At 63.8% G+C, this 25,656-nt stretch carries 23 protein-coding genes; 9 read left to right on the forward strand and 14 right to left on the reverse strand.

The genetic code is table 11. The annotated features are described in order from the left end of the window. The first annotated feature begins 159 nt into the window (after nt 1-159). From FDT80_RS08750 to FDT80_RS08760, 3 genes are all read left to right on the forward strand, one after another. Nucleotides 160-1,599: an aldehyde dehydrogenase family protein gene (locus tag FDT80_RS08750; RefSeq protein ID WP_138661907.1), complete on the forward strand. Its 1,440-nt coding sequence runs from the start codon at nt 160-162 to the stop codon at nt 1,597-1,599. Nucleotides 1,600-1,770: 171 nt separating this feature from the next. Beyond that, nucleotides 1,771-3,387: an ATP-binding protein gene (locus tag FDT80_RS08755; protein WP_138661908.1), complete on the forward strand. Its 1,617-nt coding sequence runs from the start codon at nt 1,771-1,773 to the stop codon at nt 3,385-3,387. Between the two features lie 91 nt (nt 3,388-3,478). Continuing rightward, nucleotides 3,479-4,486 (forward strand): serine hydrolase domain-containing protein, encoded by a 1,008-nt coding sequence (locus tag FDT80_RS08760; protein ID WP_138661909.1) that lies wholly within the window; start codon nt 3,479-3,481, stop codon nt 4,484-4,486. Here FDT80_RS08760 and FDT80_RS08765 read toward each other — a convergent pair. Further along, entirely contained in the window at nt 4,483-5,130 is a 648-nt protein-coding gene (locus tag FDT80_RS08765) for an RluA family pseudouridine synthase (protein ID WP_138661910.1), read from the reverse strand. The genes FDT80_RS08760 and FDT80_RS08765 overlap by 4 nt on opposite strands. A 60-nt stretch (nt 5,131-5,190) precedes the next feature. Between FDT80_RS08765 and FDT80_RS08770 the strand changes: the two genes are divergently transcribed. After that, complete coding sequence (locus tag FDT80_RS08770; protein WP_138661911.1) at nt 5,191-5,601, forward strand: nuclear transport factor 2 family protein; 411 nt, start codon at nt 5,191-5,193, stop codon at nt 5,599-5,601. Here the strand turns inward: FDT80_RS08770 and rarD are convergent. The 9 genes from rarD to FDT80_RS08815 all read right to left on the reverse strand — a co-directional run bounded on the left by rarD (nt 5,598) and on the right by FDT80_RS08815 (nt 15,781). Continuing rightward, nucleotides 5,598-6,518 carry an EamA family transporter RarD gene (rarD, locus tag FDT80_RS08775; RefSeq protein WP_138661912.1) on the reverse strand — a complete coding sequence of 307 codons (921 nt, stop codon included), beginning with the start codon at nt 6,516-6,518 and terminating at the stop codon, nt 5,598-5,600. The genes FDT80_RS08770 and rarD overlap by 4 nt on opposite strands. A 52-nt stretch (nt 6,519-6,570) precedes the next feature. Beyond that, a complete protein-coding gene (locus FDT80_RS08780; RefSeq protein ID WP_138661913.1) occupies nt 6,571-9,015 on the reverse strand; it encodes a GcvT family protein in 2,445 nt (814 codons plus the stop codon). A gap of 16 nt (nt 9,016-9,031) precedes the next feature. Then, nucleotides 9,032-9,928, reverse strand: coding sequence for a homocysteine S-methyltransferase family protein (locus tag FDT80_RS08785; protein WP_138661914.1), 897 nt, complete (start codon nt 9,926-9,928; stop codon nt 9,032-9,034). A 67-nt stretch (nt 9,929-9,995) separates the two neighbouring features. After that, nucleotides 9,996-12,443, reverse strand: coding sequence for a GcvT family protein (locus FDT80_RS08790; RefSeq protein WP_138661915.1), 2,448 nt, complete (start codon nt 12,441-12,443; stop codon nt 9,996-9,998). Further along, entirely contained in the window at nt 12,436-12,819 is a 384-nt protein-coding gene (locus tag FDT80_RS08795; protein ID WP_170311830.1) for a GFA family protein, read from the reverse strand. Before FDT80_RS08795 ends, FDT80_RS08790 begins: the two co-directional genes overlap by 8 nt. After that, a complete protein-coding gene (locus FDT80_RS08800) occupies nt 12,819-13,439 on the reverse strand; it encodes a LysE family translocator (protein ID WP_138661916.1) in 621 nt (206 codons plus the stop codon). The genes FDT80_RS08795 and FDT80_RS08800 overlap by 1 nt, the downstream gene beginning before the upstream one ends. Nucleotide 13,440: 1 nt before the next feature. Then, the gene (locus FDT80_RS08805; RefSeq protein ID WP_138661917.1) at nt 13,441-14,013 is read right to left on the reverse strand and encodes a helix-turn-helix domain-containing protein; all 573 of its coding nucleotides are present in this window, start codon (nt 14,011-14,013) and stop codon (nt 13,441-13,443) included. An 82-nt stretch (nt 14,014-14,095) separates the two neighbouring features. Further along, the gene (locus FDT80_RS08810; RefSeq protein WP_138661918.1) at nt 14,096-14,551 is read right to left on the reverse strand and encodes a GAF domain-containing protein; all 456 of its coding nucleotides are present in this window, start codon (nt 14,549-14,551) and stop codon (nt 14,096-14,098) included. Nucleotides 14,552-14,608: 57 nt separating this feature from the next. Beyond that, complete coding sequence (locus FDT80_RS08815) at nt 14,609-15,781, reverse strand: thiolase family protein (protein ID WP_138661919.1); 1,173 nt, start codon at nt 15,779-15,781, stop codon at nt 14,609-14,611. A gap of 90 nt (nt 15,782-15,871) precedes the next feature. On the opposite strand from FDT80_RS08815, the gene FDT80_RS08820 reads away from it, so the two are divergent. The 3 genes from FDT80_RS08820 to FDT80_RS08830 all read left to right on the forward strand — a co-directional run bounded on the left by FDT80_RS08820 (nt 15,872) and on the right by FDT80_RS08830 (nt 18,565). Further along, entirely contained in the window at nt 15,872-16,210 is a 339-nt protein-coding gene (locus FDT80_RS08820) for an STAS domain-containing protein (protein ID WP_138661920.1), read from the forward strand. Between the two features lie 46 nt (nt 16,211-16,256). Then, a complete protein-coding gene (locus tag FDT80_RS08825; RefSeq protein ID WP_138661921.1) occupies nt 16,257-16,739 on the forward strand; it encodes an ATP-binding protein in 483 nt (160 codons plus the stop codon). Nucleotides 16,740-16,987: 248 nt separating this feature from the next. Then, entirely contained in the window at nt 16,988-18,565 is a 1,578-nt protein-coding gene (locus FDT80_RS08830) for a gamma-glutamyltransferase family protein (protein WP_138661922.1), read from the forward strand. A gap of 114 nt (nt 18,566-18,679) precedes the next feature. Here the strand turns inward: FDT80_RS08830 and hspQ are convergent, their stop codons facing one another. Next, nucleotides 18,680-19,006 carry a heat shock protein HspQ gene (gene hspQ, locus FDT80_RS08835; RefSeq protein ID WP_138662555.1) on the reverse strand — a complete coding sequence of 109 codons (327 nt, stop codon included), beginning with the start codon at nt 19,004-19,006 and terminating at the stop codon, nt 18,680-18,682. Between the two features lie 84 nt (nt 19,007-19,090). Between hspQ and FDT80_RS08840 the strand changes: the two genes are divergently transcribed. Further along, nucleotides 19,091-19,972 (forward strand): AEC family transporter, encoded by an 882-nt coding sequence (locus FDT80_RS08840; protein ID WP_138661923.1) that lies wholly within the window; start codon nt 19,091-19,093, stop codon nt 19,970-19,972. A 70-nt stretch (nt 19,973-20,042) separates the two neighbouring features. Continuing rightward, on the forward strand, nt 20,043-20,636 hold the full coding sequence (locus tag FDT80_RS08845; protein WP_138661924.1) for a transglycosylase SLT domain-containing protein: 594 nt from the start codon (nt 20,043-20,045) through the stop codon (nt 20,634-20,636). 40 nt (nt 20,637-20,676) lie between these two features. Here the strand turns inward: FDT80_RS08845 and FDT80_RS08850 are convergent, their stop codons facing one another. The 3 genes from FDT80_RS08850 to FDT80_RS08860 form a co-directional block, all read right to left on the reverse strand. Further along, nucleotides 20,677-21,282 carry a LolA family protein gene (locus tag FDT80_RS08850; RefSeq protein ID WP_138661925.1) on the reverse strand — a complete coding sequence of 202 codons (606 nt, stop codon included), beginning with the start codon at nt 21,280-21,282 and terminating at the stop codon, nt 20,677-20,679. Between the two features lie 131 nt (nt 21,283-21,413). Continuing rightward, nucleotides 21,414-24,275, reverse strand: a complete 2,862-nt coding sequence (locus tag FDT80_RS08855; protein WP_138661926.1) for a DNA translocase FtsK — start codon at nt 24,273-24,275, stop codon at nt 21,414-21,416. A 16-nt stretch (nt 24,276-24,291) separates the two neighbouring features. Next, nucleotides 24,292-25,476 (reverse strand): aminotransferase class I/II-fold pyridoxal phosphate-dependent enzyme, encoded by a 1,185-nt coding sequence (locus FDT80_RS08860; RefSeq protein ID WP_138661927.1) that lies wholly within the window; start codon nt 25,474-25,476, stop codon nt 24,292-24,294. Nucleotides 25,477-25,656 lie beyond the last annotated feature (180 nt).

Consider the following 25,656-nt stretch of genomic DNA (forward strand, 5'->3'; position numbering starts at 1 on the left):
TGGAAAGTCGGCGGCCCGCTGCGGGCGTCTCGACAAGGCCTTTGAAACTAGGTCGCGGCGCTCTCTTGCCCCTGCGGTTGCCGGGTGACACAGTAGCGCCAAATCCGCCCTCGGGCCCGAAACTCCCGGGGCGGTCCACAAACATCAAGGAGTATCGCAATGTTGGAAAAACGCGATTTCTACATCAACGGTGAATGGGTCGCCCCCAAGGCGGGCAAGGACCATCACGTCATCGACCCCTCGACCGAAGAACCCTGTGCCGTGATCTCGCTTGGCGGTCAGGCCGACACCGATGCGGCCGTGGCCGCCGCCAAGGCCGCGCTGCCGGGTTGGATGTATGCCGATCCGGCGGAACGGATCGCGCTGCTGGAAAAGCTGCTCGAGGTCTACAAGGAACACGCAGAGGATCTGGCCCAGGCCATGAGCCTTGAAATGGGCGCGCCCATCGACATGTCGCGGTCATCGCAGGTCGGCGCCGGAAGCTGGCACTTGAGCAACTTCATCAAGGCAGCCAAGGCGTTCCAGTTCGAAGAGCCGCTCGGCGATCACGCGCCCAACGACCGCATCATCCGCGAGGCGGTGGGTGTGGCCGGGCTTATCACGCCATGGAACTGGCCGATGAACCAGATCACCCTCAAGGTGGGTGCCGCCGTGGTCGCGGGCTGCACCATGGTCCTGAAACCTTCCGAGGAAAGCCCGCTGGATGCGATGATCTTTGCCGAGCTGATGGACAAGGCCGGGTTCCCCAAAGGGGTCTTCAACCTGGTGAACGGCGATGGCGCAGGCGTCGGCAGCCAGTTGTCTTCGCATGAAGATGTGGACATGATCAGCTTTACCGGTTCCACCCGCGCGGGCACGGCCATTTCCAAGAACGCCGCCGACACGCTGAAAAAGGTCCACCTTGAGTTGGGCGGCAAGGGTGCCAACATCATCTTTGCCGACGCCGACGACAAGGCGGTCAAGCGCGGCGTGCTGCACATGATGAACAACACCGGACAGTCGTGCAACGCACCGAGCCGGATGCTGGTGCAGTCCGACATCTACGACAAGGCCGTGGACGAGGCCGCCGCCGTGGCCGCAAAGGTCACTGTCGGCCCCGCGTCGGAGGAAGGCCGCCATATCGGCCCCGTGGTGAACGAGGTGCAGTTCAACAAGATCCAGGACCTTATCCAGAAGGGTATCGACGAAGGCGCGCGTCTGGTCGCGGGCGGCACGGGCCGGCCCGACGGTCTGAACCGTGGGTTTTTCGTCAAGCCCACGGTCTTTGCCGATGTCACCCCGGACATGACCATCGCGCGCGAGGAGATCTTTGGCCCCGTTCTTTCGATGATGAAGTTCACCACAGAGGACGAGGCGGTCGCGATCGCCAATGACACGGTCTACGGTCTGACCAACTATGTTCAGAGCCAGGATGGCGCGCGCCGCAACCGGCTGGCCCGGCATCTGCGCTCCGGTATGGTCGAGATGAACGGCACCAGCCGCGCCGCCGGGTCGCCGTTCGGCGGGATGAAGCGGTCGGGCAACGGCCGCGAGGGCGGGGTCTTCGGTATCGAGGACTTCCTCGAGATCAAGGCCGTCTCCGGCTGGGCGACCGAATAGACCCATCGCCGTCTGCGCACCAAGGCCGTCCCGTTGGGGGCGGCCTTTTTTTGTGCAGCAGTATCAAAGGCCCTGCTATCGGGGCGGGTGTTTGTACAGCGTGCAGTCTTGTCTGAAAGCGATTTCATTTTATGCTACTGTGCCACAAGCGCTTGCTGATCGGACAAAACGATGAGTTATGACTCTGACGACCGTGACATATCAAGTTGGTCCAGCGCGCGGGACCCTCTGACATCGCTTTCTCAGGCCGAAGCCGAAGCGGACCAGTTCGCTCATATCGTCGAGAATTCCCTGCACGAGATTTACATCTTCGACGCCGACACGCTGGTATTCGTCCAGGCCAATTTCGGCGCGAGAAAGAACATGGGCTATTCCAACTCCGAGTTTCGCGCCCTCACTCCGGTGGACATCAAGCCGGAAATGACACGGGAGAGTTTCGAAACTCTGATCAGCCCGCTGCGGGACAAAAGAGAGCGTTTGCTGGTGTTCACGACAATCCACCGGCGCAAGGATGGCACCACCTATCCGGTCGAGGTGCACTTGCAGCTTGTCCAGACAGGCGCACGGGCGGTCTTTGTCGCCATCATTCAGGACATCACCGAGAAACTGCAAACCGAAGAGCGGCTTCGCCAGGCCCAGAAGATGGAAGCCATCGGCCAGCTTACCGGCGGCATCGCGCATGATTTCAACAACCTGCTCACGGTCATTCTTGGCAACAGCGAGCTGCTGTCCGGTCGCATCGCCGGTGACGTCATTGCGTCCCGGCTGTTGAATGAGATGATAGCAGCAGCGGAATCCGGGGCGAGCCTGACACAGCAGCTTTTGGCATTTGCGCGCCAGATGCCGCTGGAACCACAGGTGCTGAACATCGAAAACCTGATCGATGACATGACCGACCTGCTGACCCGCGCGCTTGGCGAAACGATAGAGTTGCGCACGAAATTGGCCGCGGACCTGGGGCAGACGATGGCCGATCCGGCGCAAACCCAGAATGCGGTGTTCAACCTGGCGATCAATGCGCGGGACGCCATGCCCGACGGCGGATGCCTGACGATCGAGACCGCCAACGTGGCTCTGGGCGATGAAATCGCGGCGCAGAACCTGAATGTCGAACCGGGGGAATACGTGCGGTTGACGGTTTCGGACAACGGACAGGGGATGGCCGCCGATCTGCGATCCAGGGCTATGGATCCGTTCTTCACGACCAAGGAGCAGGGCAAGGGAACCGGTTTGGGGCTGAGCATGGTGCATGGCTTTGCCAAGCAATCGGGCGGTCACCTTGAAATCGACAGCGAGCCGGGGCGCGGCACCTCGGTCAGCCTGTATCTTCCGATTACCGATAGGGATGGCGACGTTCATCAGGCAGACGTTCGCGCAAAACCGACGGGGGTGATCGGAACCCAGTGCGTGCTTGTGGTCGAAGACGATGCCCGCGTCCGCAAAGTGTCGGTCACACGGCTGCGGTATCTTGGTTTTCAGGTGGTCGAGGCGGCAAACGGCCAGCAGGCGCTGGACCTTCTGGACAAGCCGAACACCATCGACATCGTGTTCACCGATATGGTCATGCCCGGTGGCCTGAGCGGTGCGGATCTCTTGCGCGAGGTGCAGCACAGGTATCCGCATATCAAGCGGTTGATCACGTCGGGCTATGCCGAAGATGGCGTTCTGCCCAATGACGGCACCATATTTCTGCCCAAGCCCTGCTCGCTCAATGATATGTCAAAGGCGTTCGAACAGCTTTTGGGCGATCCGCCTGCCCCGGGGTCCGGGCCGCACATGGCGGATTAGCCACAGCGAACCAAGGCGCGCGGGCGTCCCATGCCGCGAGATCACGGTGATCTGACTTGGCTTGCGGCACGCGGGACTTATCTGGGCACTTATGTCCGACACATATTCATTCACACGCCGCGGAATACTTGCCGGGGCAAGCGCGTTCGCCGCAACCCCGGTTTGGGCGCGGGCGCCGGCCTGGGACCGGGTTGCGCACTCCGCGCGCGGTCTGGACCAGTTGCACGCGATCATCATCCACCAAAACGGGCAGCCCGTCTTGCAAGAGACATTTCGCGGCCCCGCCGCGGGCCGTGCCGTGCCAATCAAATCGGTGTCCAAGACCCTTGTCGCGGCTTTGACGGGTGCGGCGCTGGCGCGTGGCGAAATATCCGGTGTCGCGGCGCGTCTGGGCGATGTTGCACCGCGTCTGATCCCGCGCCGGGCCGATCCGCGCGTGGCGGACATCACGATCGAACATCTGGTGACGATGCAGGCGGGGCTTGAGCGGACTTCGGGCGCGAATTATGGCGCATGGGTTTCCAGCGACGATTGGGTGGCCGATGCGCTGTCACGCCCGTTTGTGGCGGAGCCCGGCCGCCGAATGTTGTATTCCACCGGCAGTTTTCACGTGCTGGGTGCCGTGCTGGCCGAAGTGTCGGGGCAAAGCCTGCTGTCGCTGGCGCGCAGCCGTCTTGGCGCGCCGCTGGGCATCGATATACCCGCCTGGACCCGCGATCCGCAGGGGCGCTATCTGGGCGGTAATGAAATGGCGCTGACCACGGATGCGATGATGCGGTTCGGCCAGATGTATCTGCAAAAGGGCGCTTATGGCGGTCAGCAGGTCCTGCCCCAGGATTGGGTCGCCCGGTCCTTGACGCCGCGCACGCGGTCGCCGTTTTCGGGGCTGCACTATGGCTACGGTTGGTTTCTGGGGCGCGCGGGCGGGATGCGGTACGCGCTGGCGCGTGGCTATGGCGGGCAGGTGATCTGCATCGTGCCGGATCTGGCCTTGGGCATCGTCATTTCATCGGACCCGACACGCCCCGCCCGGTCGCAGGGCTATTTCGGCGACCTGATGGCCCTGATCCAAGACCGCATCCTGCCCGCGGCGGCCTAGAACGGCGCCTTGGCGCGGACCTTGGTCGAATGGCCGCCCTGCGGGTGGTTGAAGCGCAATTCCTCGGAATGAAGCATCAGACGCGGGAAGTCGCGCGCGGGTCCGCTGGCATAGAAAGGGTCGCCCAGAATCGGATGGCCGAGGCTGAGCATGTGGACACGCAACTGGTGGCTGCGGCCTGTCTTGGGGCTCAGCCGGACACGCGCGGTGTCGCCTTCGTCCTTGATCACCCGCCAGTCGGTCTGCGCGGGTTTCCCGGTGTCATGACAGACCATCTGGCGCGGGCGGTTCGGCCAATCCACGATCAGCGGCAGGTCGACGGTGCCGGTCTTGTCGTCGGGCACGCCCCAGACGCGGGCGACATACGTCTTTTTCGTCATCCGCTTTTCGAATTGCAGGCCAAGATGCCGCTGCGCGTAAGGCGTCAGGGCAAAAATCATCACGCCGGATGTGTCGCGGTCCAGCCGGTGCACCAAAAGCGCGTCGGGAAAGGCGGCCTGCACCCGCGCCAGCAGGCAATCGGAAAGGTGCGGTCCCTTGCCCGGCACCGACAGCAGCCCGGCGGGCTTGTCCACCAGCAGCACTTCGGCGTCTTCATGCAGGATCACCAGCGGATCCATGGGCGGGGCATATTCCTGTTCCATGCGGCTGGTTTGCAGATGTAGGATGGGTTTACAACCCACCATGCACCCCGGAGCCGCGCCATGCATCCCACGATCGCAAGACTGCAGGAGGTCGTCGCCAAGGGAGACGCCGCCGCCATCGCGCCGCTTTTGGCCGAAGAGGTGCGGTTTCAGCCCCCGACATATTTCGCCACATGGACCGGGCGCGCACCGGTGGCGGCGGTCCTTGGCCACGTGGGGCAGGTGTTTTCCGATTTCAAGTATCGCCGGGTAATGGGCGAAGGCCGCGACTGGGCGCTGGAATTTCAATGCAGGATCGGCGATCTGGACGCGGTCGGCGTCGATCTGGTGACGCTTGACGATGACGGGCTGATCGCCGAATTGGAAGTGGTCATGCGCCCGCACAAGAGCATCGGCGCCCTGCGTGAGGCGATGAACGCACGCGTGCAACGTGACCCTGCGTTCCGCGACTTCCGCGACGCGCTGAGCTAGGTAGCGGCACGCTGCCGGATTTGCCGCACCATCGAAGCGGTGTAGATCACCAGTGCCATCCAGATCATCGGAAAGGCGATCATCCGCGCGCGGCCAAACGGTTCGTCAAAGACGAACACGGCCACCAGAAAGATCAGCGTCGGCGCAATGTATTGCAGGATGCCGATGGTCGACAACCGCAACAGCTTGGCGCCGTTGGCGTAAAACAGCAGCGGGACGGCGGTGACGAGTCCGCAGCCCAGCAAAAGCCACGTGTCGCGCGCCAGACCGGCGGCGAAATGCGTGCCACCCGTCAACGACAGGTAGCCGACGTAGCCCAGCGCGGGCCCCAGCAGGATCAGCACCTCGAGCAGAAAGCCCTGGTTGGGGCCGATCGGCAGGCTTTTCTTGGCCAGCGCGTAAAACCCCCAGCTGAACATCAGGCCCAGCGCCGCCCAGGGCACAGTGCCCGCATCGGCGATCAGCACCACGACCGCGCCGGCGGCCAGGGCGATGGCGGCCAGCTGCGCCGCGGACAGGCGTTCGCCCAGCAGCAACGCGCCCAGAAAGATGCTGAACAGCGGGTTTATGTAATAGCCCAGCGCCGCATCGAGCGCATGACCCGAAGCGATGGCCCAGACATAGATGCCCCAGTTGACCGATATCAGCGCCGCCGTCACGCAGGCCATCGCCAGCATCCTGGGCGAGCGTAACGCATCGCGCAGGGCATCGGTCCGCCGCATCACGATCAGCACGACGGCGGCCACCGGCACGGACCAGATGATTCGGTGCGCGACGACTTCGGCGGCGGGGATATGCGCCACCAGCTTCATGTAAATCGGCAAGAACCCCCACAGCAGATAGGCGGTCACCGCCAGGGCAAGGCCCTGTCCGGTATCTTCATCGGCTTTCTGGTTCAGGCTGTCGGGGTTGCGCATGATCGGTCCTCCGCTCCCGGTGACTAACGGGTTGCGCGGGCATGGGCCAGCCTCAAACCTTCATGCGATCCGATGCCGGGTCATACATCGGCTTCAGTGAGGCGGTCGCGGCGAAACGGGTTCCGGCCACGTCGATCTCGTAGGAGGACGCCAGGACCTGCGCCGCCGTTTCGCCCCGGCAGGGGACATAGCCAAGCCCCATCGCCCCGCCCAGGGTGTGGCCGTATGCACCCGACGACACGAAGCCCACGATCTGACCGTCGCGCAGCACCGGTTCGTTGTGATACAGCAGCGGTTCAGGGTCGTTCAGCCGGAATTGCACCAGTCGACGGTCAAGCCCCTCGTCGCGCTTTGCCAGCACCGCGCCGCGCCCGATGAAATCGGGTTTTCCCGTATTCACCGCAAAGCCGAGCCCCGCTTCGAGCACATGATCCTCGCAGGTGATGTCATGGCCAAAGTGTCGGAACCCTTTTTCCATGCGCGCGCAATCCATCATGTGCATCCCGCAGAGCGTCAGGCCCATGCCCTGTCCCGCCGCATGCAGCACTTCGAACACATGCGCGGCCATGTCGGTGCTCGCGTAGATCTCCCACCCCAGTTCGCCGACATAGCTGACGCGGTGCGCGCGGGCGTGACCCATTCCGATCTCGATCTGTTGCGCGGTGCCGAAAGGGTTCGTCGCGTTCGAGAAATTATCGGGCGATACCGCTTGCAGCAGCGCCCGCGCGTTGGGGCCCATCACGGCCAGAACGCCTTCGGCCGCCGTCATGTCGGTCAGCACAACGTTGAAATCGCCCGCATGCCGCATCATCCATGTCTGATCGGCCAGGCGGGTCGCGGCGGGGGTGACAACCAGGTAGGCGGTCTCGCTCAGCCGGGTGACGGTCACGTCGGCCTCGATCCCGCCGGTGGGGTTCAGGAACTGAGTATAGACGATCTTGCCCACCGGAACCGCCATCTGCGCACCGCACAGGTGGTTGAGAAACCGCTCCGCATCGCGCCCTTCGACCCGGATCTTGCCGAAGGAGGACATATCGTACATCCCCACGTTGGTGCGGATCGCCGCCAGTTCCCCCGCCACGTTGTCAAAAAAGCTCTGCCGCCGCCACGAATAGCGATACTCCGGCGCCTGACCCGGGCGGGCGAACCAGTTCGCGCGCTCCCATCCGGCCAGTTCGCCCATCACCGAACCGTGGTCCAACAGGTGCCGGTGGAACGGTGTGCGCCGTACCCCGCGCGCGGTGGCCTTTTGACGATAGGGAAAGTGATCGGCATAAAGCAGACCCAGCGTTTCGCGGGACCGCTCGAACAGATAGGTCCTGTTGCCCTGAAACGGCTGCATCCGCGCGATGTCCACATCGCCCAGGTCGAAGGGTTTCGCGCCGTCCTCCATCCATTGCGCCAGCGCCATGCCGGCACCGCCAGCCGACTGGATACCGATCGAGTTGAAGCCGGCGGCGACCCAGACATTGTCCATCTCGGGCGCAAGGCCAAGGTGGTAGGCGTCGTCGGGCGTAAAGCTTTCAGGACCGTTGAAGAAGGTATGAATGCCCGCGTCGGCCAGCATCGGCATCCGGTGCACCGCCGCCTCCAGAACCGGTTCGAAATGGTCGAAATCCTCGGGCAGTTGATCGAATTCGAAGTCTTGCGGAATACCCCCCATGCCCCAAGGCTTTGCCGATGGCTCGAATGCGCCCAGCATCATCTTGCCCGCGTCCTGTTTGTAATAGGCACATTCGTCCGGCACCCGCAGCACCGGCAGCGCGCCAAGCCCCGCGATCGGTTCGGAGACGATGTAGAAGTGTTCGCAGGCGTGCAGCGGCACGTTGACCCCCGCCATGCGCCCCACGGCGTGCCCCCACATGCCCGCGCAGTTCACGATCATGTCGGCGGCGACGTGACCCCGCGCGCCGTCTTGTTGCCAATCGACCCCGGTGACACGGCGACCCTGCCGCGTGATGCCGGTGACGCAGGTGCGTTCGATCACCTGCGCGCCGCGCTGTCGCGCGCCCTTGGCCAGCGCCAGCGCGATGCCCGTCGGATCGCCCTGCCCGTCCTTGTCGAGGTATACGCCCCCCGTCACCCCGTCGATGTTCAGATGTTCGTATTTCGCCTTCACCTCGGCGGGCGAGATTTCCTCGACATCGACCCCGAAGGCACGCGCCATCGCCGCCTGACGGTAGATCTCCTCGCGCCGCTCATGGCTGAGCGCCACGGTGATGGAGCCGACCCGCTTGAACCCCGTGGCGACGCCCGTCTCGGCCTCGAGCGTGCCGTAGAGTTCCTGGCTGTACCGGGCGAGTTTGGTCATGTTCGCCGTGGCGCGCAACTGCGCGATCAGCCCGGCGGCGTGCCACGTGGTGCCGGAGGTGAGCTGTTTACGCTCGAGCAGGACCACGTTCTGCCAGCCCAGTTTCGTGAGGTGATAGGCGACCGAGCAGCCGATGACGCCGCCCCCGATTATGACGACGCGGGCATGGGCGGGCGGTTGGGTCATGGGCGTGCGGTCCTTGTCAGACGATTGCGTGGCCGGCGCGGCGCAGGCGGCGGGCGATTTCAGCGATGTGGTCGGGGCCGACCTCGCAGCAGCCGCCGATGATGGTGGCCCCCTGGCCGACCCAGCCCATCGCCATGTCAGCATAGGCGGCGGGCGTAAGGTCGGTGCGGTTCTGCAGCGCGTCGACGGTGGGCATGTCGGCCTTGAATTCCTCGCTCACCTCGACAAAGCCGTTGGCATAGGCGCCAAAGGGCAGGCCGCTTTGCGCAAGGATGGGCAGTGCCGCGGCGATCGCCTCGGGGCGGGTGCAATTGATCAATACGGCGTCGGGCCGATATGCGGCAATCAGCGCGAGCACATCCGACAGCGGCTCGCCCGAGCGCAGACGCGTGCCGTCGTGGTCTTCGACCGTGAATGCGATCCAGAAGGGTTTGCCGTGGCCCGTGCCGCCGCGCAGCGCGCCTTCGGCCTCGTTCAGGGAGGACACGGTTTCCGCCAGCAGCAGATCGACACGCGGCACAAGGCGGGCGGCCCTGGCGCCGAATCGGGCGGCGGCGTCCTCCGGGGGGACAACCAGATCGGGCCGGTACGAGGCCAGAAGCGGCCCGATGACCCCCGCGATACGCCCCGATCCGTGGGCGGTGCGGGCGGTCTCGGCCTGGTCCAGAGCGGTCGCTATCAACTCGTCCACGCGGTCGCCCAGACCGACCTTTTCAAGACGGCTTTCGTAGGTCGCATAGGTATTGGTCGAGGCGATGGTGGCGCCGGCGGCGAAATAGTCGGCGTGCACCGCCGCCACGAGCGCCGGGTGGTCGATCATCACCTGCGTCGACCACAAGGGCGTTGCCGGATCGCCGGAGCGTTTGACAAGCTCTTGCCCAATCGAGCCGTCGAGAAGCGTTATGTCAGTCATGTTCCATCCTTTGAGCGGGGTCGGAATTCTTCAGGAATTCGGGGCCGTTTTCATTGCAGGAAAACGATTACGCCCGCAGCCGTTGGTTGTCAGGGTCCCATAGCGGGGCATCGGGTTGCACGACCGCGTGACGCATCTGGCCGAAGATGTCGATCTGCAATGCGGTGCCCGGCTGCGCCAGATCCGCGCGGATCATGCCCAGCGCGACCGATCCGCCCAGGCGATATCCCCAGTCGCCCGACGTCGTTTCGCCAACCACCGTGCCATCGTGCCAGATCGTCGACATGTAGGGTGCGTCCTGGTCGCCCGCATCGACGGTCAAGGTGACAAATCGCTTGGCCACGCCCCGTTGCCGCTCGGCCAGAAGTGCGGCCTTGCCTGGAAAGTCCTGCGGCTTGTCGAACTTGATGAACCGATCCAACCCGCCTTGCAGCAGGGTGTAGTCGGTCGACAGGTCGCCCTTCCAGCTGCGGTAGCCCTTTTCGATGCGCAGGGAATTCAGCGCGAACATGCCGAAAGGCTTGGCCCCAGCGCCCAGCACCGCATCGTATAGGGCCGGGATATGGGCGTTGGCGGCGTGAATTTCCCACCCCAGTTCGCCGGCAAAGCTGACCCGCGCCAGCGCGCAGGGCCGACCCGCGACCTCCGCCCCCTGGTGCGACAGCCACGGCAGCGACAGATCCGCCCCGGTATCGAGGCTTTCGAACAACGCGCGGGACGCGGGGCCGGTGACGATCAAAGTGGAATAATCGCGCGTGTGATCGCTCAGCGTCAGACCTGCGGGCAGGCCGGTGTTCAGCACATCCCAGTCATGCCATTGCGCGGTAGCGGCCGTGATCAGGGTAAACTGATCCTCGGCATGGCGCAGCACCGACATCTCGGTCAGGATCCGCCCCCGGTCGTCGGCGAAATAGGCAAGGTTCATGCGCCCGGTCTTTGGCAGCGCACCAGCGATGCGCCCGCGCAGATACTCCGCCGCGCCATCACCCGCGAGGTTGAACCGCGAGAATCCCGGCAGGTCGAGGACCCCGACGCCATCGCGCACCGCCTCGCATTCCTCGCGCACCCGCCTGGCCCACGGGCCGTCCCGGTCCCAGGTCTGCGTCGCCTGCTCCGAAGTGTCGTCGCCGGCCTGTGCGAACCAGTTGGCGCGCTCCCACCCGTTGTAGGCGCCCATCACGCCCCCCAGCGACAGCACCTTGTCATGCACGGGCGAGCATTTGCGGTTTCGCCCTGCGGGCCAGGAGTGGCGCGGGAAATGCATCGCGTATTCGTGGCCATAGACCTCCATCGCCTTGGCGTTGCAATATTCCTGGTCGGTGTAATCGGTGTAGCGGCGCGGATCGGTCGCCCACATGTCCCATTCGGTCTGGCCCTGCGTGATCCACTCCGCCATCACCTTGCCCGCACCGCCGCCTTGGGTGATGCCGAAGGTGAACACGCACGCCTCGAAGGCATTGGGCACGCCCGGCATCGGCCCCAGCAGCGGCAACCCGTCCGGCGCATAGGGAATGGGCCCGTTGATCACCCGACCGACGCCTGCGGTGCCCAGCATCGGCACCCGCGCCATCGCGTCCTCGATATACCATTCCAGCCGCTCCAGATCGTCGGGATAAAGCTGAAAGCTGAAATCCTCGGGCATCGGATCGTCGGGCGTGATCCAATGCGCCTTGCAGTTGCGCTCATAGGGGCCCAGGTTCAGGCCGTACTTGTCCTGCCGCAGGTAGTAGGAACTATCGACGTCGCGCAGCAGCGGCACCTTGTGGCCCTGCTCCAGCGTCCATGCCTTCAGTTCGGGGATTTCGTCGGTCAGAAAGAACTGGTGGCTCATCGTTGTCATCGGCACGGTGCGCCCACCGTAGGGTTTGAACCATTCCCCCACGCGTTGCGCGTAGTAGCCGGCGGCATTGACCACCTTTTCACAGCGGATATCGCCCTTGTCGGTGTGCACGATCCATTCGGCGCCATCGCGGCTGACACCGGTCGCGGGGCAGAACCGTTCGATCCTTGCCCCCATGTTTCGCGCACCCTTGGCCAGCGCCTGCGTCAACTGCGCGGGGTCGATATCGCCGTCGTCGGGATCATACAGCGCGCCCACCAGATCATGTGTCTCTATGAAAGGGTATTTGTCCTTGATTGCCGCAAGGTCCATCATTTCGAGGCTGAGGCCCTGATACCGGCCCATCGACCGGGCGCGCTCGAACTCCATCATGCGCTCGCGGCTGTGCGCCAGCCGGACAGAGCCGGTGACGTGGTAGTTCATCGGATAATCGACCTCCTCCGCCAGCCCCTTGTACAGACCCAGCGAATAGCGCTGCATGTTCATCACGGCCCAGGAGGTGCTGAACGAGGGGCAGTTTCCCGCCGCGTGCCATGTACTGCCCGCCGTCAGTTCGTTCTTTTCGAGCAGTACACAGTCGGTCCAGCCCATCTTGGCCAGGTGATAGAGCGTCGAGACGCCGACAACGCCACCGCCGATGATGACCACGCGGGCCGTGGATGGAAATTCACTCATCTGTCTGTTCCTTCTGCCGGACGGGATCGGGAATGTCGTAATAATCGCCCTTGTCGGCGGTATTGATGTGCCGCACGAGGCGCAGCCCGGTCGCACCGTCGAGCGCACCGAGTGCCACGCCGGTGTCGGGATCGGCATCGGATTTCCAAAACAGAAATCCGCCGCAGGTCGGGCAGAACCCGCGCCGAACGCCGGGTGTGGCTGAGTACCAGCGGACATCGCCGGACATCCGCAAGGCGTCGTCCATCACCTGCACGGCGGCCCAGTAATGGCCCGACTGCTTGCGGCATTGGCTGCAATGACAGGCCGCGGGATCCCGCGCCGGCCCCGTGGCGGTGAATGTGACGGCGCCGCACAGGCACGATCCCTTGAGCATCAGACCCTCTCCGGTGGTGTGGCGGTGCCCAAAAGAACGCCGTAAACGATGAAACAAGCGGCCATGACCCGGCGCACCCAGACGTTGAACACCACGCCAAGCGCCAAGCGCCCTATGCCCGCACCCAGCGCGGTAAATCCCGTGTAGCTGAGCGTGGTCAGGATGAGCGCGGTCGGCATGATGACCGCCATCTGCCCCCAGATCGGCACGTCGGGTTGCACAAACTGCGAGAATGCGGCCAGATAACCCGCCACCGATTTGGGGTTGATCGTGGCGATCGTCAGCGCGCGGATATAGACCGACCGCGCGGGCCGGGGATCCATCCGGACCGGGGCGCCCGCCATCATCCAGCCCCGGACGCCCAGGAATATCAAGACCCCCGCACCCAGCAGTTTCGCAACCTGAAACCCGGTCGGCGAGGCCGCGATCAACGCCGTGACACCCGCGGCCGACAGCAGCAGAAACAACGAGGCCTGCGTCAGGATCGCCAGAACCCCCACCATCGACCGGCCAAATCCCAGCGTCATGCCGTTGGTGATGCAATTGACCGCATTCGGGCCCGGCGTCGTCACGAAGACGACCCAGAACAGCGCGAATACACTCCATGCCTCGACGCTCATGTCAGTACACCGGCGGCGCGATGACCCAGATCGCCACGGCGGGATCGGGGGTGCGATTGGCCCAGCGGAACGGCTCGCCGCGAATGCGAAAGCTGTCGCCGGGGCGCAGGGTATGGGCGGTGCCCGCGATTTCGATCTCGAGCGTGCCCGAAACGATATATCCGACCTCTTGGGTGGGGCGCGTCACCTGTTCGGTGATGCGGCTGTGGGGCTGAAAGGTTGAGTGGACCATCTCAAAGTCATCGGTCAGGTCCGGCGACAGAAGCTCTTCGACCAGCCCGGCGGCGGTCGATCCGATCTGGCGGCGCGCGCCGCGGCGCACGACAAACCCAGCCTCTTGCGCGGGGGCGGCGGCGTGACGGAACAACATCGACACCGAAACCTCGAGCAGCGACGCGATGTGGCGCAGATCGGTGATCGATGGTTCGGACAGGTTGCGCTCGACCTGAGACAGCCAGCCGACGGACCGGCCCAGTACCGTGGCCATCCCCGCCAGCGTCAGCCCGCGCGCGCGGCGAAGCGCCCGCAGGTCCGCGCCCAGCGTGTCAGATGTGGCAGGTGCGTGGTGGCGCATGCAAGGTCCATGAAATTAGCCGGCGTTTTTTCACGCTGCCTGAACATCGTGAAAAATGCCAGAGAAATTTCATCGCCCCTGTTCAGCCCGGCGCAAAGACGGCGGCGAGGATGCGGGCCAGTTCGGTCGCGTCGACTGTCGTGAATGCGTTGGCCCGGTTGCTGTCGATGTCAAAGACGGCGATGACCGTGCCGCCCGAATTCCACACCGGCAGCACCAATTCCGACCGGGTGGAGGACGCACAGGCGATGTGACCGGGAAAGGCATCGACATCCGGCACAAGCTGCGTCTGACCGGTGCGGGCGGCGGCACCGCAGACCCCGCGCGAAAACGGGATCTGCAAGCAGCCATGCCCGCCTTGGTAGGGCCCGATCTTGAGCAGTTCAGGTTCGGTCACGCGGTAGAACCCGGTCCAGTCGAAGCGGTCGTCGGCGTGGTGCACCTCGCAGGCGATCGTCGCCATCAGGGCAACGGTATCGGTTTCGCCCTCGGTGAGCGAGGCGATCGTTTTTGCCAGTGTCGGGTAATCAACCGTCATGTCTGTGCCTTTTGCCCACGGCAGCGCCCCGAAAGATGTCGCGCCCCAAGACCGGGCTCAATCGCGTTCGATCGCGATTGCGGTGCCTTCGCCCCCGCCGATGCAGATGGCCGCAATTCCGCGTTTCGCGCCGCGCTTTTCCATCGCGTTGAGCAATGTCACCATGATCCGCGCGCCGGATGCCCCGATGGGATGGCCCAACGCGCACGCGCCGCCGTTGACGTTCACGATCGAATGATCGAGCCCCATTTCGCGCATGAAGGCCAGCGGCACGACGGCAAAGGCTTCGTTGACCTCCCACAGATCGACGCTGTTCTTGTCCCACCCGATGCGGTCCAGCAGCTTTTGCGCGGCAGGCACGGGCGCGGTTGTAAACAATCCCGGCGCCTGGGCGTGGCTGGCATGGCCGACGATACGCGCGCGAATCGTGAGCCCTTGCGCCTCTGCCGCCTCCTGCGAGGCCAGAACCAGCGCCGCCGCACCGTCCGAGATCGACGACGAATTCGCCGCCGTGACCGTGCCGCCCTCGCGGAAGGCGGGCTTGAGCTGCGGAATTTTCTCAGGCCGGGCCGAAGCGGGTTGTTCATCGGCCGCCACCGTCACCGCGCCCTTGCGCGACGTCACCTCGACCGAGGCGATTTCATGTTCGAACGCGCCGGAGGATTGCGCATCGAGCGCACGCGACAGTGACGCCAGCGCATAGTCGTCCTGAACCGCGCGCGTGAACTGGTAGGTCTCCGCGCAATCTTCGGCAAAGGTGCCCATCAGGCGACCCTTGTCATAGGCGTCCTCAAGACCGTCAAGAAACATGTGGTCGACCACCTGCGCATGGCCCAGCCGCGCGCCGCCGCGCATCTTGGGCAGGACATACGGGGCGTTCGTCATGCTTTCCATCCCACCCGCGACGATGACGCCGGTCTGACCGAGCGCGATCTGGTCGAACGCGATCATCGCCGCCTTCATCCCCGATCCGCACATCTTGTTGAGCGTCGTTGCGGGCACGGCTTCGCCCAGCCCCGCCTTGAACCCCGCCTGGCGCGCCGGGGCCTGCCCCTGCCCCGCCGGAAGAACGCAGCCCATCAGAACCTCCTCGACGACGGCGGGGCCCGCCGCGTCCAATGCCGCCCTGATCGCCGCGCCGCCGAGATCAGAGGCCGACAGCCCCTGGAAAGCGCCTTGGAACCCGCCCATCGGAGTCCGTGCGGCCCCGGTGATGACAACTGTCTGCATTTTGTGCTGCTCCTTGCTGGGGGTGGATCACTGAAAATTAGGATTTGCGGCTTAGACAAGCGCGCAAGGGTCATTTGCAGGGATCTTATTATGGAACTATCGACAAAAACAGAAGAGCCGTTGCGCATTGTGTCGGTGCGGGAGCCGCGAATAGACGCGGCCGTCGCGATCGAGTTCAAGGATGCGATGCGGGCACGGACAGAGGACGGCCCGAATGTCGTCGTGCTGGACTTGAGCCAAGTGCAGTTCATCGATTCCAGCGGGCTGGGGGCGATCGTATCCGTCATGAAGACCATGAGTTCGCAACGCCAACTGGTTCTTGCCGGTCTGACGCCGACCGTCGAGAAAGTATTCCGGCTGACACGCATGGATACGGTGTTTCGCGTGTTTGTCACGCTTGAGGGTGCGCTTGCGACGCTGCGCACATGACGTCCCACCGATGCGGCCAAAGACCGCGAAAGACAGGAGCGAAATAATGACGATAACGCATCTTCCGCCGTTCGACATCACCCTCAAAAGCGGTTCACTGGCCGTGAGAGAGGCTTTGCGGCATCTGCTGGAACGACTGGGACCACTGGAATTGGACATCGAGGAGGCCGGCACCGTCGAACTGGTTCTGGCAGAGGCGCTCAACAACATCGTCGAGCATGCCTACCGCGCGCCCGAGGCGGCGGGACCGATCTGCATCAGGTGCAGCCATAAAAAGGATGGTCTGCACCTTCGGATACGGGACCGTGGCCTGAGCATGCCGGATGGTCCGCTGGCCGATGGCGGCCCTGCCAGAACGGAGATGATCTCCGGCGATCTGCCGGAAGGCGGCTTTGGCTGGTTCTTGATTCGCGATCTGGCCAAGGACGTGCAGTATCGCCGCGTCGGCATCGAAAACCGGCTGGACCTGCGGCTTGCCGTTGCGATGAACGCAACGCGCGGCGGATCCGTCCACGAATTACGGCCATAAATTGACCGCAATTTGCCCGACAACTGCCCAGATCGCTTCATATTTGCGCCGCTATCGGATGTCATACACCACCTTGTAGCTGCATATAGCTTCCCTCGGCACCGCGCTTAACAGCCCCCACCCAGTGCGCGGTGTCGAGGACCTGCTGCTTCTCCCCTTGATTTGCATCTGATCGATATAGTGGCCTTGGACAGGCGGGCGTGTTGCGTCTAGGTTCGCGCCAGACACATCGATACAGGGACAAATTCATGCGTGATTTCCATCTTCCGGGCCGTTCGCCCGTATTGGCGGCCAATGGCCTGTGCGCCACATCTCATCCGCTGGCTGCCAAGACCGCGATCAATATTCTTGAGCGGGGCGGGAATGCGATGGATGCGGCCATCGCGGGCGCGGTTTTGCTCGGGATCTGCGAACCGCAAATGACGGGAATCGGCGGCGATCTTTTCGTTCTGTACTCCCCCGGCGGCAGCGACGAGGTCCTGGCGCTGAACGGTTCGGGTCGTGCGCCCGCCGCCCTGAATGCCGCGCAATTGCGCGACGCGGGAGAGACCAAGGTGCAGATCACCAGCCCCCACGCGGTCACCGTGCCGGGGGCGATCGATGCCTTCTGTCATCTGTCGGACACCGTTGGCAAACTGGGTCTCGACACGCTTCTGGCGCCGGCGATCCACTATGCCGAAACCGGCATTCCCGTCGCACCGCGCGTCGCCTTCGACTGGGTTCGCGATGCCGAGGTCCTGCAAGGACGCGCCCGCGAGCTTTATCTCATGAACGGCAAGGCCCCGCAGGTCGGCGAGGTGTTCCGCGCGCCCGGTCAGGCAGAGGTGTTGCGGCGGATCGCCAAGGACGGGCGCGATGCATTCTATACCGGCGAGATCGCCGAGGACATGATCGCATCCCTCAACGCCCTGGGCGGCAAGCATACCGCAGAGGATTTCGCCGGCACCGCCTGCACGCCTACCGATCCGATCGCCGCCGCCTACAAGTCGATCGAGGTGGTCGAGCATCCGCCGAACGGACATGGCGCGACCGCGCTCTTGATGCTGAACATTCTTGCGCAGTTCGACATCGCGAGCATGGACCCCGCAGGCACCGCACGCGTCCATATCGAAGCCGAGGCTGCCAAACTTGCCTATGATGCGCGCAACCGGTTCCTGGCGGATGCCGATCACACCAGCCGCCTGGACCACATGCTGAGCATGGATACCGCCTGCGCGCTGGCCGCGCTGATCAACCCCAAAAAGGCGATGGCGAGCCCTGCGGCAGTGTCGGAAAACGTGCACAAGGACACAATCTACATCACTGTGGTAGACCGCGACGGCATGTCGGTTTCCTTGATCTATTCGATCTTCAACGGCTTCGGATCGGGGATCGCATCCGACAAATTCGGGATCCTGCTGCAAAACCGCGGCTCTGGCTTTACGCTTGAACAAGGGCATCCGAACGAGTTGCAGGGCGGAAAGCGCCCCATGCACACGATCATCCCCGGCATGATCCGCGAAAATGGCAAGGTCACCGTGCCGTTCGGCGTGATGGGGGGCGCATACCAACCCAACGGTCACGCACGGTTCGCCACGAATATCGTGGATTTCGGGATGGACGTTCAGACCGCGATCGATGCACCGCGCGCATTTTCCGATGCGGGCAACATGAAGGTCGAGCGCGGATATTCGGATGCCGTGCGGCAGGAATTGGCGGATATGGGCCACGATGTCAGCGTGCCTGACACCGCGATTGGCGGCGCGCAGGCGATTCGCATTCGCGAAGACGGCATACTGGAAGGCGCCAGTGACCCCCGCAAGGACGGCTGCGCACTGGGCTACTGACCCTGCTGGGGCGCACCGAAAGGTGAGCCCCGCCCCGCCGGGGCAAAGCCGTCAAGAGAACGAATTTGAAAAGGTATCAAGCGCGCCGCAGGTCCGAGCGGCGCGCGAACGCGTTCAGTTAAGCTGAAAGTGCAGCGGATAGGCTCCGTCCTGGAACGGACCGAAAAGATCCGGAATATCAGGGTGTTCCACGGGTTCACCCGAATAATCCGCCACCAGATTCTGCTCAGACACGTAAGCGACATAATAGCTTTGGTCGTTTTCGGCGAGCAGGTGATAATACGGCTGATCCTTCACCGGACGGCTGTCTTCGGGAATCGCCTCGTACCATTCTTCGGTATTCGCGAATTCCGGATCGACGTCGAAAATCACCCCGCGAAACGGGTGCTTCTTGTGCCGGACGACCTGGCCCAAATGATATTTCGCGCGTGTTCTCAGCATCACATTGCAGCCCCTACCTTTGGTAAGTATGGGGTTCAAGGGGCATTTGTCCAATTATTGAGCCGATTGGAAGGGAAACAGACTGTGAACCTCGCGCTGACAGTGCTGGAAATCGTGGCGCCGGTGTTCCTGCTGGCCGCCATCGGATTTGCCTGGGTCAAGCTGGGGTTCGAGTACCGGATCCAGTTCGTCACGCAGCTTGCGATGACCTTGTCGGTGCCCTGCCTGATCTTCGTGTCGCTGATGCAGGCCCAGATCGAACCGGCGGCGCTTACGGCCCTGTCGCTGGCCAGTGTGGCGGCCTACGGCGGCGTGACGCTGGTGGCCTGGGTGCTGGTCGCGGCCATGCGCCTGTCGCGACGGACGTATCTTGCGCCGATGATTTTTGGCAATACCGGCAACCTGGGGCTGCCGCTTGCGTTATTTGCCTTTGGCGAGCTGGGGTTGAGCTATGCGATCGTGGTGTTCGCGACCATGGCGATCTGGTCCTTCACCTTTGGGATCTGGCTGGTTGCGGGGGCGGGCAGCCTGGGCAAGGTGCTGCGCGAACCGCTGGTCGGGGCGACGGTTCTGGGGGCCGTGTTCTTGTGGCAGGGCTGGCAGACGCCGACATTCGTGACCAACACGCTGACCCTGGTGGGGCAGATGGCGATCCCGATGATGCTGATCACGCTGGGCGTCGCCGTGGCGCGGCTAAGCCCGGTTGGTGTCGGGCGGGCTGTCTGGCTGTCGGCGGTCAAGCTGGCGATCTGCGTCGCCATTGCCTGGGGTGTCGCGGAGGCCTTCGACCTGGGCCGGGTTGCCTTTGGCGTTCTGGTGCTGCAAGTGGCGACCCCCGTGGCCGTGACATCCTATCTGCTGGCCGAAAAATACGGCGCTGACGCACAGGAGGTCGCGGGGCTCGTGGTGGTCTCGACGCTGATGTCGGTCGCGACGCTGCCGATCCTTCTGGCCGCCCTTTTGTGAAAATCGTGATTTGCGGCGACGCGGTTTTCGGTTAAACTGCCAAAAAAGACTACAAAAAAGCGAGAGGCAGATGAGCAGAACTCTTCGCGCTATGACAATCGTATTGCTGGTGGCGTCCTGTGGCGGCGGCCCCCGCGAGGCACCGCGCCAGTTGGACGACGCCTGCGAGATTGTCAGAGAGCGCCCGGAATATCTTCGCGCGTTCCGCGCCGCAGAACGTAAATGGGGCGTGCCGGTGCACGTCCAGATGGCAACCATCCATCAGGAAAGCCGGTTTGTCGGCGATGCCAGGACGCCCTTCAAATACGTTCTGGGCGTGATTCCGATGGGCAGGCAGTCCAGCGCCTATGGCTACGGCCAGGCCCTGGATGCGACATGGGAAGAATACCGCCGGTCCACGGGAAGCTACCGCGCCAAACGCGATCGCATCAAGGATGCGACCGATTTCATGGGCTGGTACATGAACAAGACGCGCGAGCGTAACAACGTGGCCCTGCACGACGCCCGAAATCAGTATCTGGCCTATCACGAAGGGCACACCGGTTATTCGCGCGGCAGCTATAATTCAAAGTCGTGGCTCGTGGCCGTGGCAGGCAAGGTCGATGCACGGTCCGACATGTACCAGGCGCAACTTGCCACCTGCGGCAGACGCGGCTTCTGGTGATCTTGCCCCGGCGCACGCGCTGCGCCGGGGCCAAACACGCTCACCGGCTAGGGCTGGGGGCGGCGCGCCCCACATCAAACAGCGTATTGGGCAGCGACAGACCGGTCTGAAGATCGCCCAGCACCACCGTGGTCGAGCCGCCATTGCCGTCGTTGATGATCCATTGGCGCAGTTCCACCGGGTTGCCGGTGAACGACATCTGGATATTTCCGTACTGTGGGTTTTCGGGGTCCTGCGCCGTCACGATTGTGGCCGTGCCGTCATAGCTGTGCCCGGTCACCATGCGCGCGCGCCCAAGGTTGACGTTGTCGTCAAGGATGATCGACAGCGGCGTGCGCTTCAGGGGGTATGTCTCGGGCGGTTGGTTCGACTTCTTGTCATAGATCACGACCGTCTGGCTGCCCGCGACGACAAGCGTCTGTTCGGGCGGGTTGTATTCGAACCGCACGCGGCCAGGACGCTTGATGTAAAGGGTGCCGGTGCTGATCGACCCATCGTCGTTGATCTGGGTGAATTCCCCCTTGGCCGTTTTCATCGCGTTCAGATATTGCGAGATTTGCGACAGCGGCAGCTTTTGCGCGGCGGCCGGAAGTGCCGTGGCAAGCGCGAGGCCCAGGCCGAGGGCGAGAGTGGCGAGGCGGGTCATTGTGCGGTCCTTCAACTTGGATAACTGTTGATCCGGTAGATAGGCACAGACCCGGTGATATGCGATATCAAGCGTGAAACATCGCATATCATCAGCAGGTTGACGCCGGTCAGCGCCCGACTGGCGCGGGCCTACCCCTGCTCGGGCACCAGGATCTCGCGCTTTCCGACGTGGTTGGCAGGCGAGACAAGCCCCTGCTCCTCCATCTGTTCGACCAGCCGTGCCGCCTTGTTATAGCCGATGGCCAGCTTGCGCTGGATATAACTGGTCGAGCATTTGCGATCTTTGACGACCACGGCGACGGCTGTGTCATACAGCGCATCCTCGCCGTCGGTGTTGCCGCCAAGGCCCAGAACCGCGTCGATGTCGTTTTCCTTGTCCTCTGCCGGCCCGTCGACCACGCCCCCGACATAGTCGGGTTCGCCGTAAGCCTTGAGGTGGTTGACGATCTCCTCGACCTCCTCGTCGCTGACAAAGGGGCCGTGGCAGCGGGTAATCTTGGCGCCCCCCGCCATGTAGAGCATGTCACCCATACCCAAAAGCTGCTCGGCACCCATTTCGCCCAGAATCGTGCGGCTGTCGATTTTCGACGTCACCTGAAAGCTGATGCGCGTGGGAAAGTTCGCCTTGATCGTGCCGGTAATGACATCGACGGAGGGGCGTTGCGTCGCCATGATCAGGTGGATGCCGCTGGCACGCGCCATCTGCGCAAGACGCTGGATGCAGGCCTCGATCTCCTTGCCGGCGACCATCATCAGGTCGGCCATCTCGTCCACGATCACCACGATATACGGCAGGGCGACGGGCTTGATCTCCTCGGTCTCGAACACCGGCTCGCCGGTGTCGTCATCGAATCCCGTCTGCACCGTGCGGCTGAACATCTCGCCCTTGGCCAATGCCTCGCGGACGCGGCCGTTGTAGCCTTCGATGTTGCGCACGCCCATCTTGGACATCTTGCGATAGCGTTCTTCCATCTCGCCCACGGTCCATTTCAGCGCGACGACGGCCTTTTTCGGGTCCGTCACAACCGGCGACAGCAGGTGCGGAATGCCGTCATAGACGCTGAGCTCCAGCATCTTGGGGTCGATCATGATCATCCGGCACTCTTCGGGCGTCAGCTTGTAAAGCAGGCTCAGGATCATCGTGTTGATCGCCACGGACTTGCCCGACCCCGTGGTGCCCGCGATCAAGAGGTGAGGCATCTTGGCAAGGTTGGCCACCATCGGGTCGCCGCCGATGTCCTTGCCCAGCGCCAGCGGCAGGCGCATGTTGCTGTCACCAAAGTCACGCGCCGACAGAATTTCGCGCAGGACCACTTTTTCGCGGTTTTCGTTCGGCAGTTCGATGCCGATCACGCTGCGGCCCGGCACGGTAGAGACACGCGCCGACAACGCCGCCATCGACCGCGCGATGTCATCGGCAAGCCCGATCACGCGGCTTGCCTTGAGGCCGGGCGCGGGTTCAAGTTCGTACATCGTAACGACGGGGCCGGGGCGCACGGCAACGATTTCGCCCTTTACGCCATAGTCATCCAGCACGTTCTCCAGCATACGGGCGTTTTCTTCCAACGCCTCGTCCGACAGGTGCAGGCGCGCCACGGTCTCGGGGTTTTCCAGCAAGTTCAGCGGCGGCAATTCAAAGCCGGGATGCGTGTCCTCGAATGTCAGCGTCGGCTGCGCTTCGGCCTGCGCACGGCGCGACGGCTGCACGGTTTTGGCTTGCGGCTGCTGCACGATCTTGCGGGGTTCCACAGTGGGAATGGGCGCCGCGGTCAGACGCGGTTGCGCCGTCGACGCGGGCTGTGCCGTCTCGCCCTCGGGTGCGCCGGCGGCGGTCGGCGCGCGCAACAGCGGCTCCTGCCGTGTGACCGGCGGCTCGGCCGGGATCTCGGCCTGCGCGGCGGTCAGGGGCGGCTCGACGCGACGCGCCGTATTCACGACCAGCGGATCCGGCCCCCTGCCCCGCCCCTTGGTCAGGGGCGCGGTCGCGGGCACATGGACGGCTGTGCTGGACCGGACACGCGACTTGATCACATCGGCGATCTTGGCGCGGATGCGATCTTCGCCCGCGGGCGCGTCTTCATCGACCACGGCGACGCTGTCGTATTCGACCAGTTCCTGTTCGGGCATCACATCGGGCCGTTTGATCAGGGCGGGCATGCGCGACAGAAGCCCGGTTTTCGGCTCCGGGGGAGTCGTGTCGGCATAGGGTTCTGTCAGGGCGCTCAGGTCTTCATAGGTGGCGGCATAGGCTGCGGCCTCCGCTGCGGCGGCACGATTGCGCGCGCGGCGTTCGGCCTGCCGGGCCTGCAGGGTCTGCGCGGCCTGCACGGCCCCTGTCGCGCCGCGCCCCAGCAGGGTCATCAGCCCGGCATAGGCCATGATCAGCCCGACCAGAAGGAAACGGGCGATGTATTTCAGTTCCGGCTTGGTAAAGCCCAGGACAAAAGCGCCCAGCGCAACGATTCCCAGCGCCATGGCCAGAGACATCAGCTTGACCGTAAAGGCCGATCCGATAGGCAGCAGCGTCAGCATGGCGCCCATAACGGTATCGCCGAAAAGCCCGCCCAAGCCGAAGCTGTGGGACTGCAACCAATCGGCGCCCGGCGTCAGGGTCGCGGCGTAGATCGCGCAAAGCGCGATTGCGATGGGGGCAAAAATCAATCGGCCCACCGCGCGGTCTTCGCCCTGATGCAGCGCGAACCGCGCGCCCCAGGCCAACAGAACAACGCCGATGCCCCAGGCCCCCCAACCCACGATCATGAACAGCGGCGCGGCAATCGACGCGCCCATCCGGCCCAGCCAGTTTTGCACCGGCGCATCCGTGGACACCATCCAGTTGGGATCGTCCGGCGTGTAGGAGCCGATCATCGCCACGGCCATCAGCCCCAGCACGATCAGCCCCAGGCCCAGCAATTCCTTGCCGCGCCTTTCAATGGCCTGCGCCATGTTGCTGTCCAAAAGCGGGTCTCGTCCGCGTGTCTGGTAGGCCATGTTTTCGTCCCTCGGATTATTGCGGATAGAGGCAGTCGCGGATCAATTCGATGCCGCGCGCCATCTCCGCCTTTGGGGCCACCATTGCGACCCTGATGTATTTTGCGCCGGGGTTGGGCCCGGTCGTGTCTTTTGCCAGATACGCACCGGGCAGCACCCGCACGCCGGTTTCGCGCCATAACCGCAGCGCCGCGGCCTCGCCATCCTCGACCGGCAGCCACAGGAAGAACCCCGCCTCCGGCGAAGTGTAGCCGGGAATATTGCCCAAAATACGATCCGCGACGTCGTATTTTTCGCCATAAAGGCGCCGGTTTTCGATCACGTGATCTTCGTCCGCCCAGACGGCGGCGGCGGCGGCCTGCAACGGCAGCGGCAGCGGCGCGCCGGCATAGTTGCGCAACTGCCTGGCCTCTCGGATATTGCCCGCGCCCGACGCCATGAAACCCGATCGAAGTCCCGGCAGGTTGGATCGCTTGCTGAGCGAATGAAAGATCACCACGCGGTCCGGATCGGCGCCGATGTCCCGCGCGACTTGCATCGCCCCCACGGGGGCTGCGTCGCGGTAGATCTCGGAATAGCATTCATCCGCGAAAATCTTGAAATCGTACCGTTCCGCCAGCCCGATCAGCGCGGTCCAGTACGCGCGGCTGGCCACGGCACCCTGCGGGTTGGCGGGCGAACAGACATAGGCCGCCGTGGTACGCGCCAGCACGTCCTCGGGCAGGGCGGCAAAGTCGGGCAGATGGCCGGTTTCGGCGGTGGCGGCCACGGGCACGGGGTCTGCGCCCACGGAAATCGCGGCGATCATGTACACCTGGTAGAACGGATTGGGAAAGAGGATCGCAGGCCGCTTGCCGCCCTTGGTTTCGGGACACAGCGCCATCGCGGCGTTATAGAGCCCCTCGCGCGTGCCATTGAGCGGCATGACATCGGTATCCGCGTCGAGCGTCACGCCATAGCGCCGCGCGGCCCAGTCGCAAAACGCCTGCCGCAACTCGGGCGTGCCCTCGTTCGGGGGATAGCTGTTAAACCCGGCGGCATTCTGCACGATGATATCGGTCACCCACGCCGGAAAGGCATGCTTGGGCTCTCCAATCGTCATGTGCACCGGTGCGCCGCCAGCCTCGTGCACATCCAATAGGGCGCGCAGGCGCGGGAACGCATAAGCCGGAAGGTTCGCGAACCGCTCGGGAAACGTCATCAAAACTGCCTCAGGATCGGGATCGTTGGCGTCCCGTTTTCATCAAACTACCCAAGGCGTTGGCCCGCGTCCAGAAAAAGCTCACCGCTTGGGTGGCGCATGTGGCATTTGAGACATGCTTGGGCACGGCCCAAAAACGGCGGTTGCAGGCGCGGGTGATTCCCCCCGTGGAAAGCCGGA

The sequence above is a fragment of the Sulfitobacter sabulilitoris genome (assembly GCF_005887615.1).
Classification (GTDB): Bacteria; Pseudomonadota; Alphaproteobacteria; order Rhodobacterales; family Rhodobacteraceae; genus Sulfitobacter_E; species Sulfitobacter_E sabulilitoris.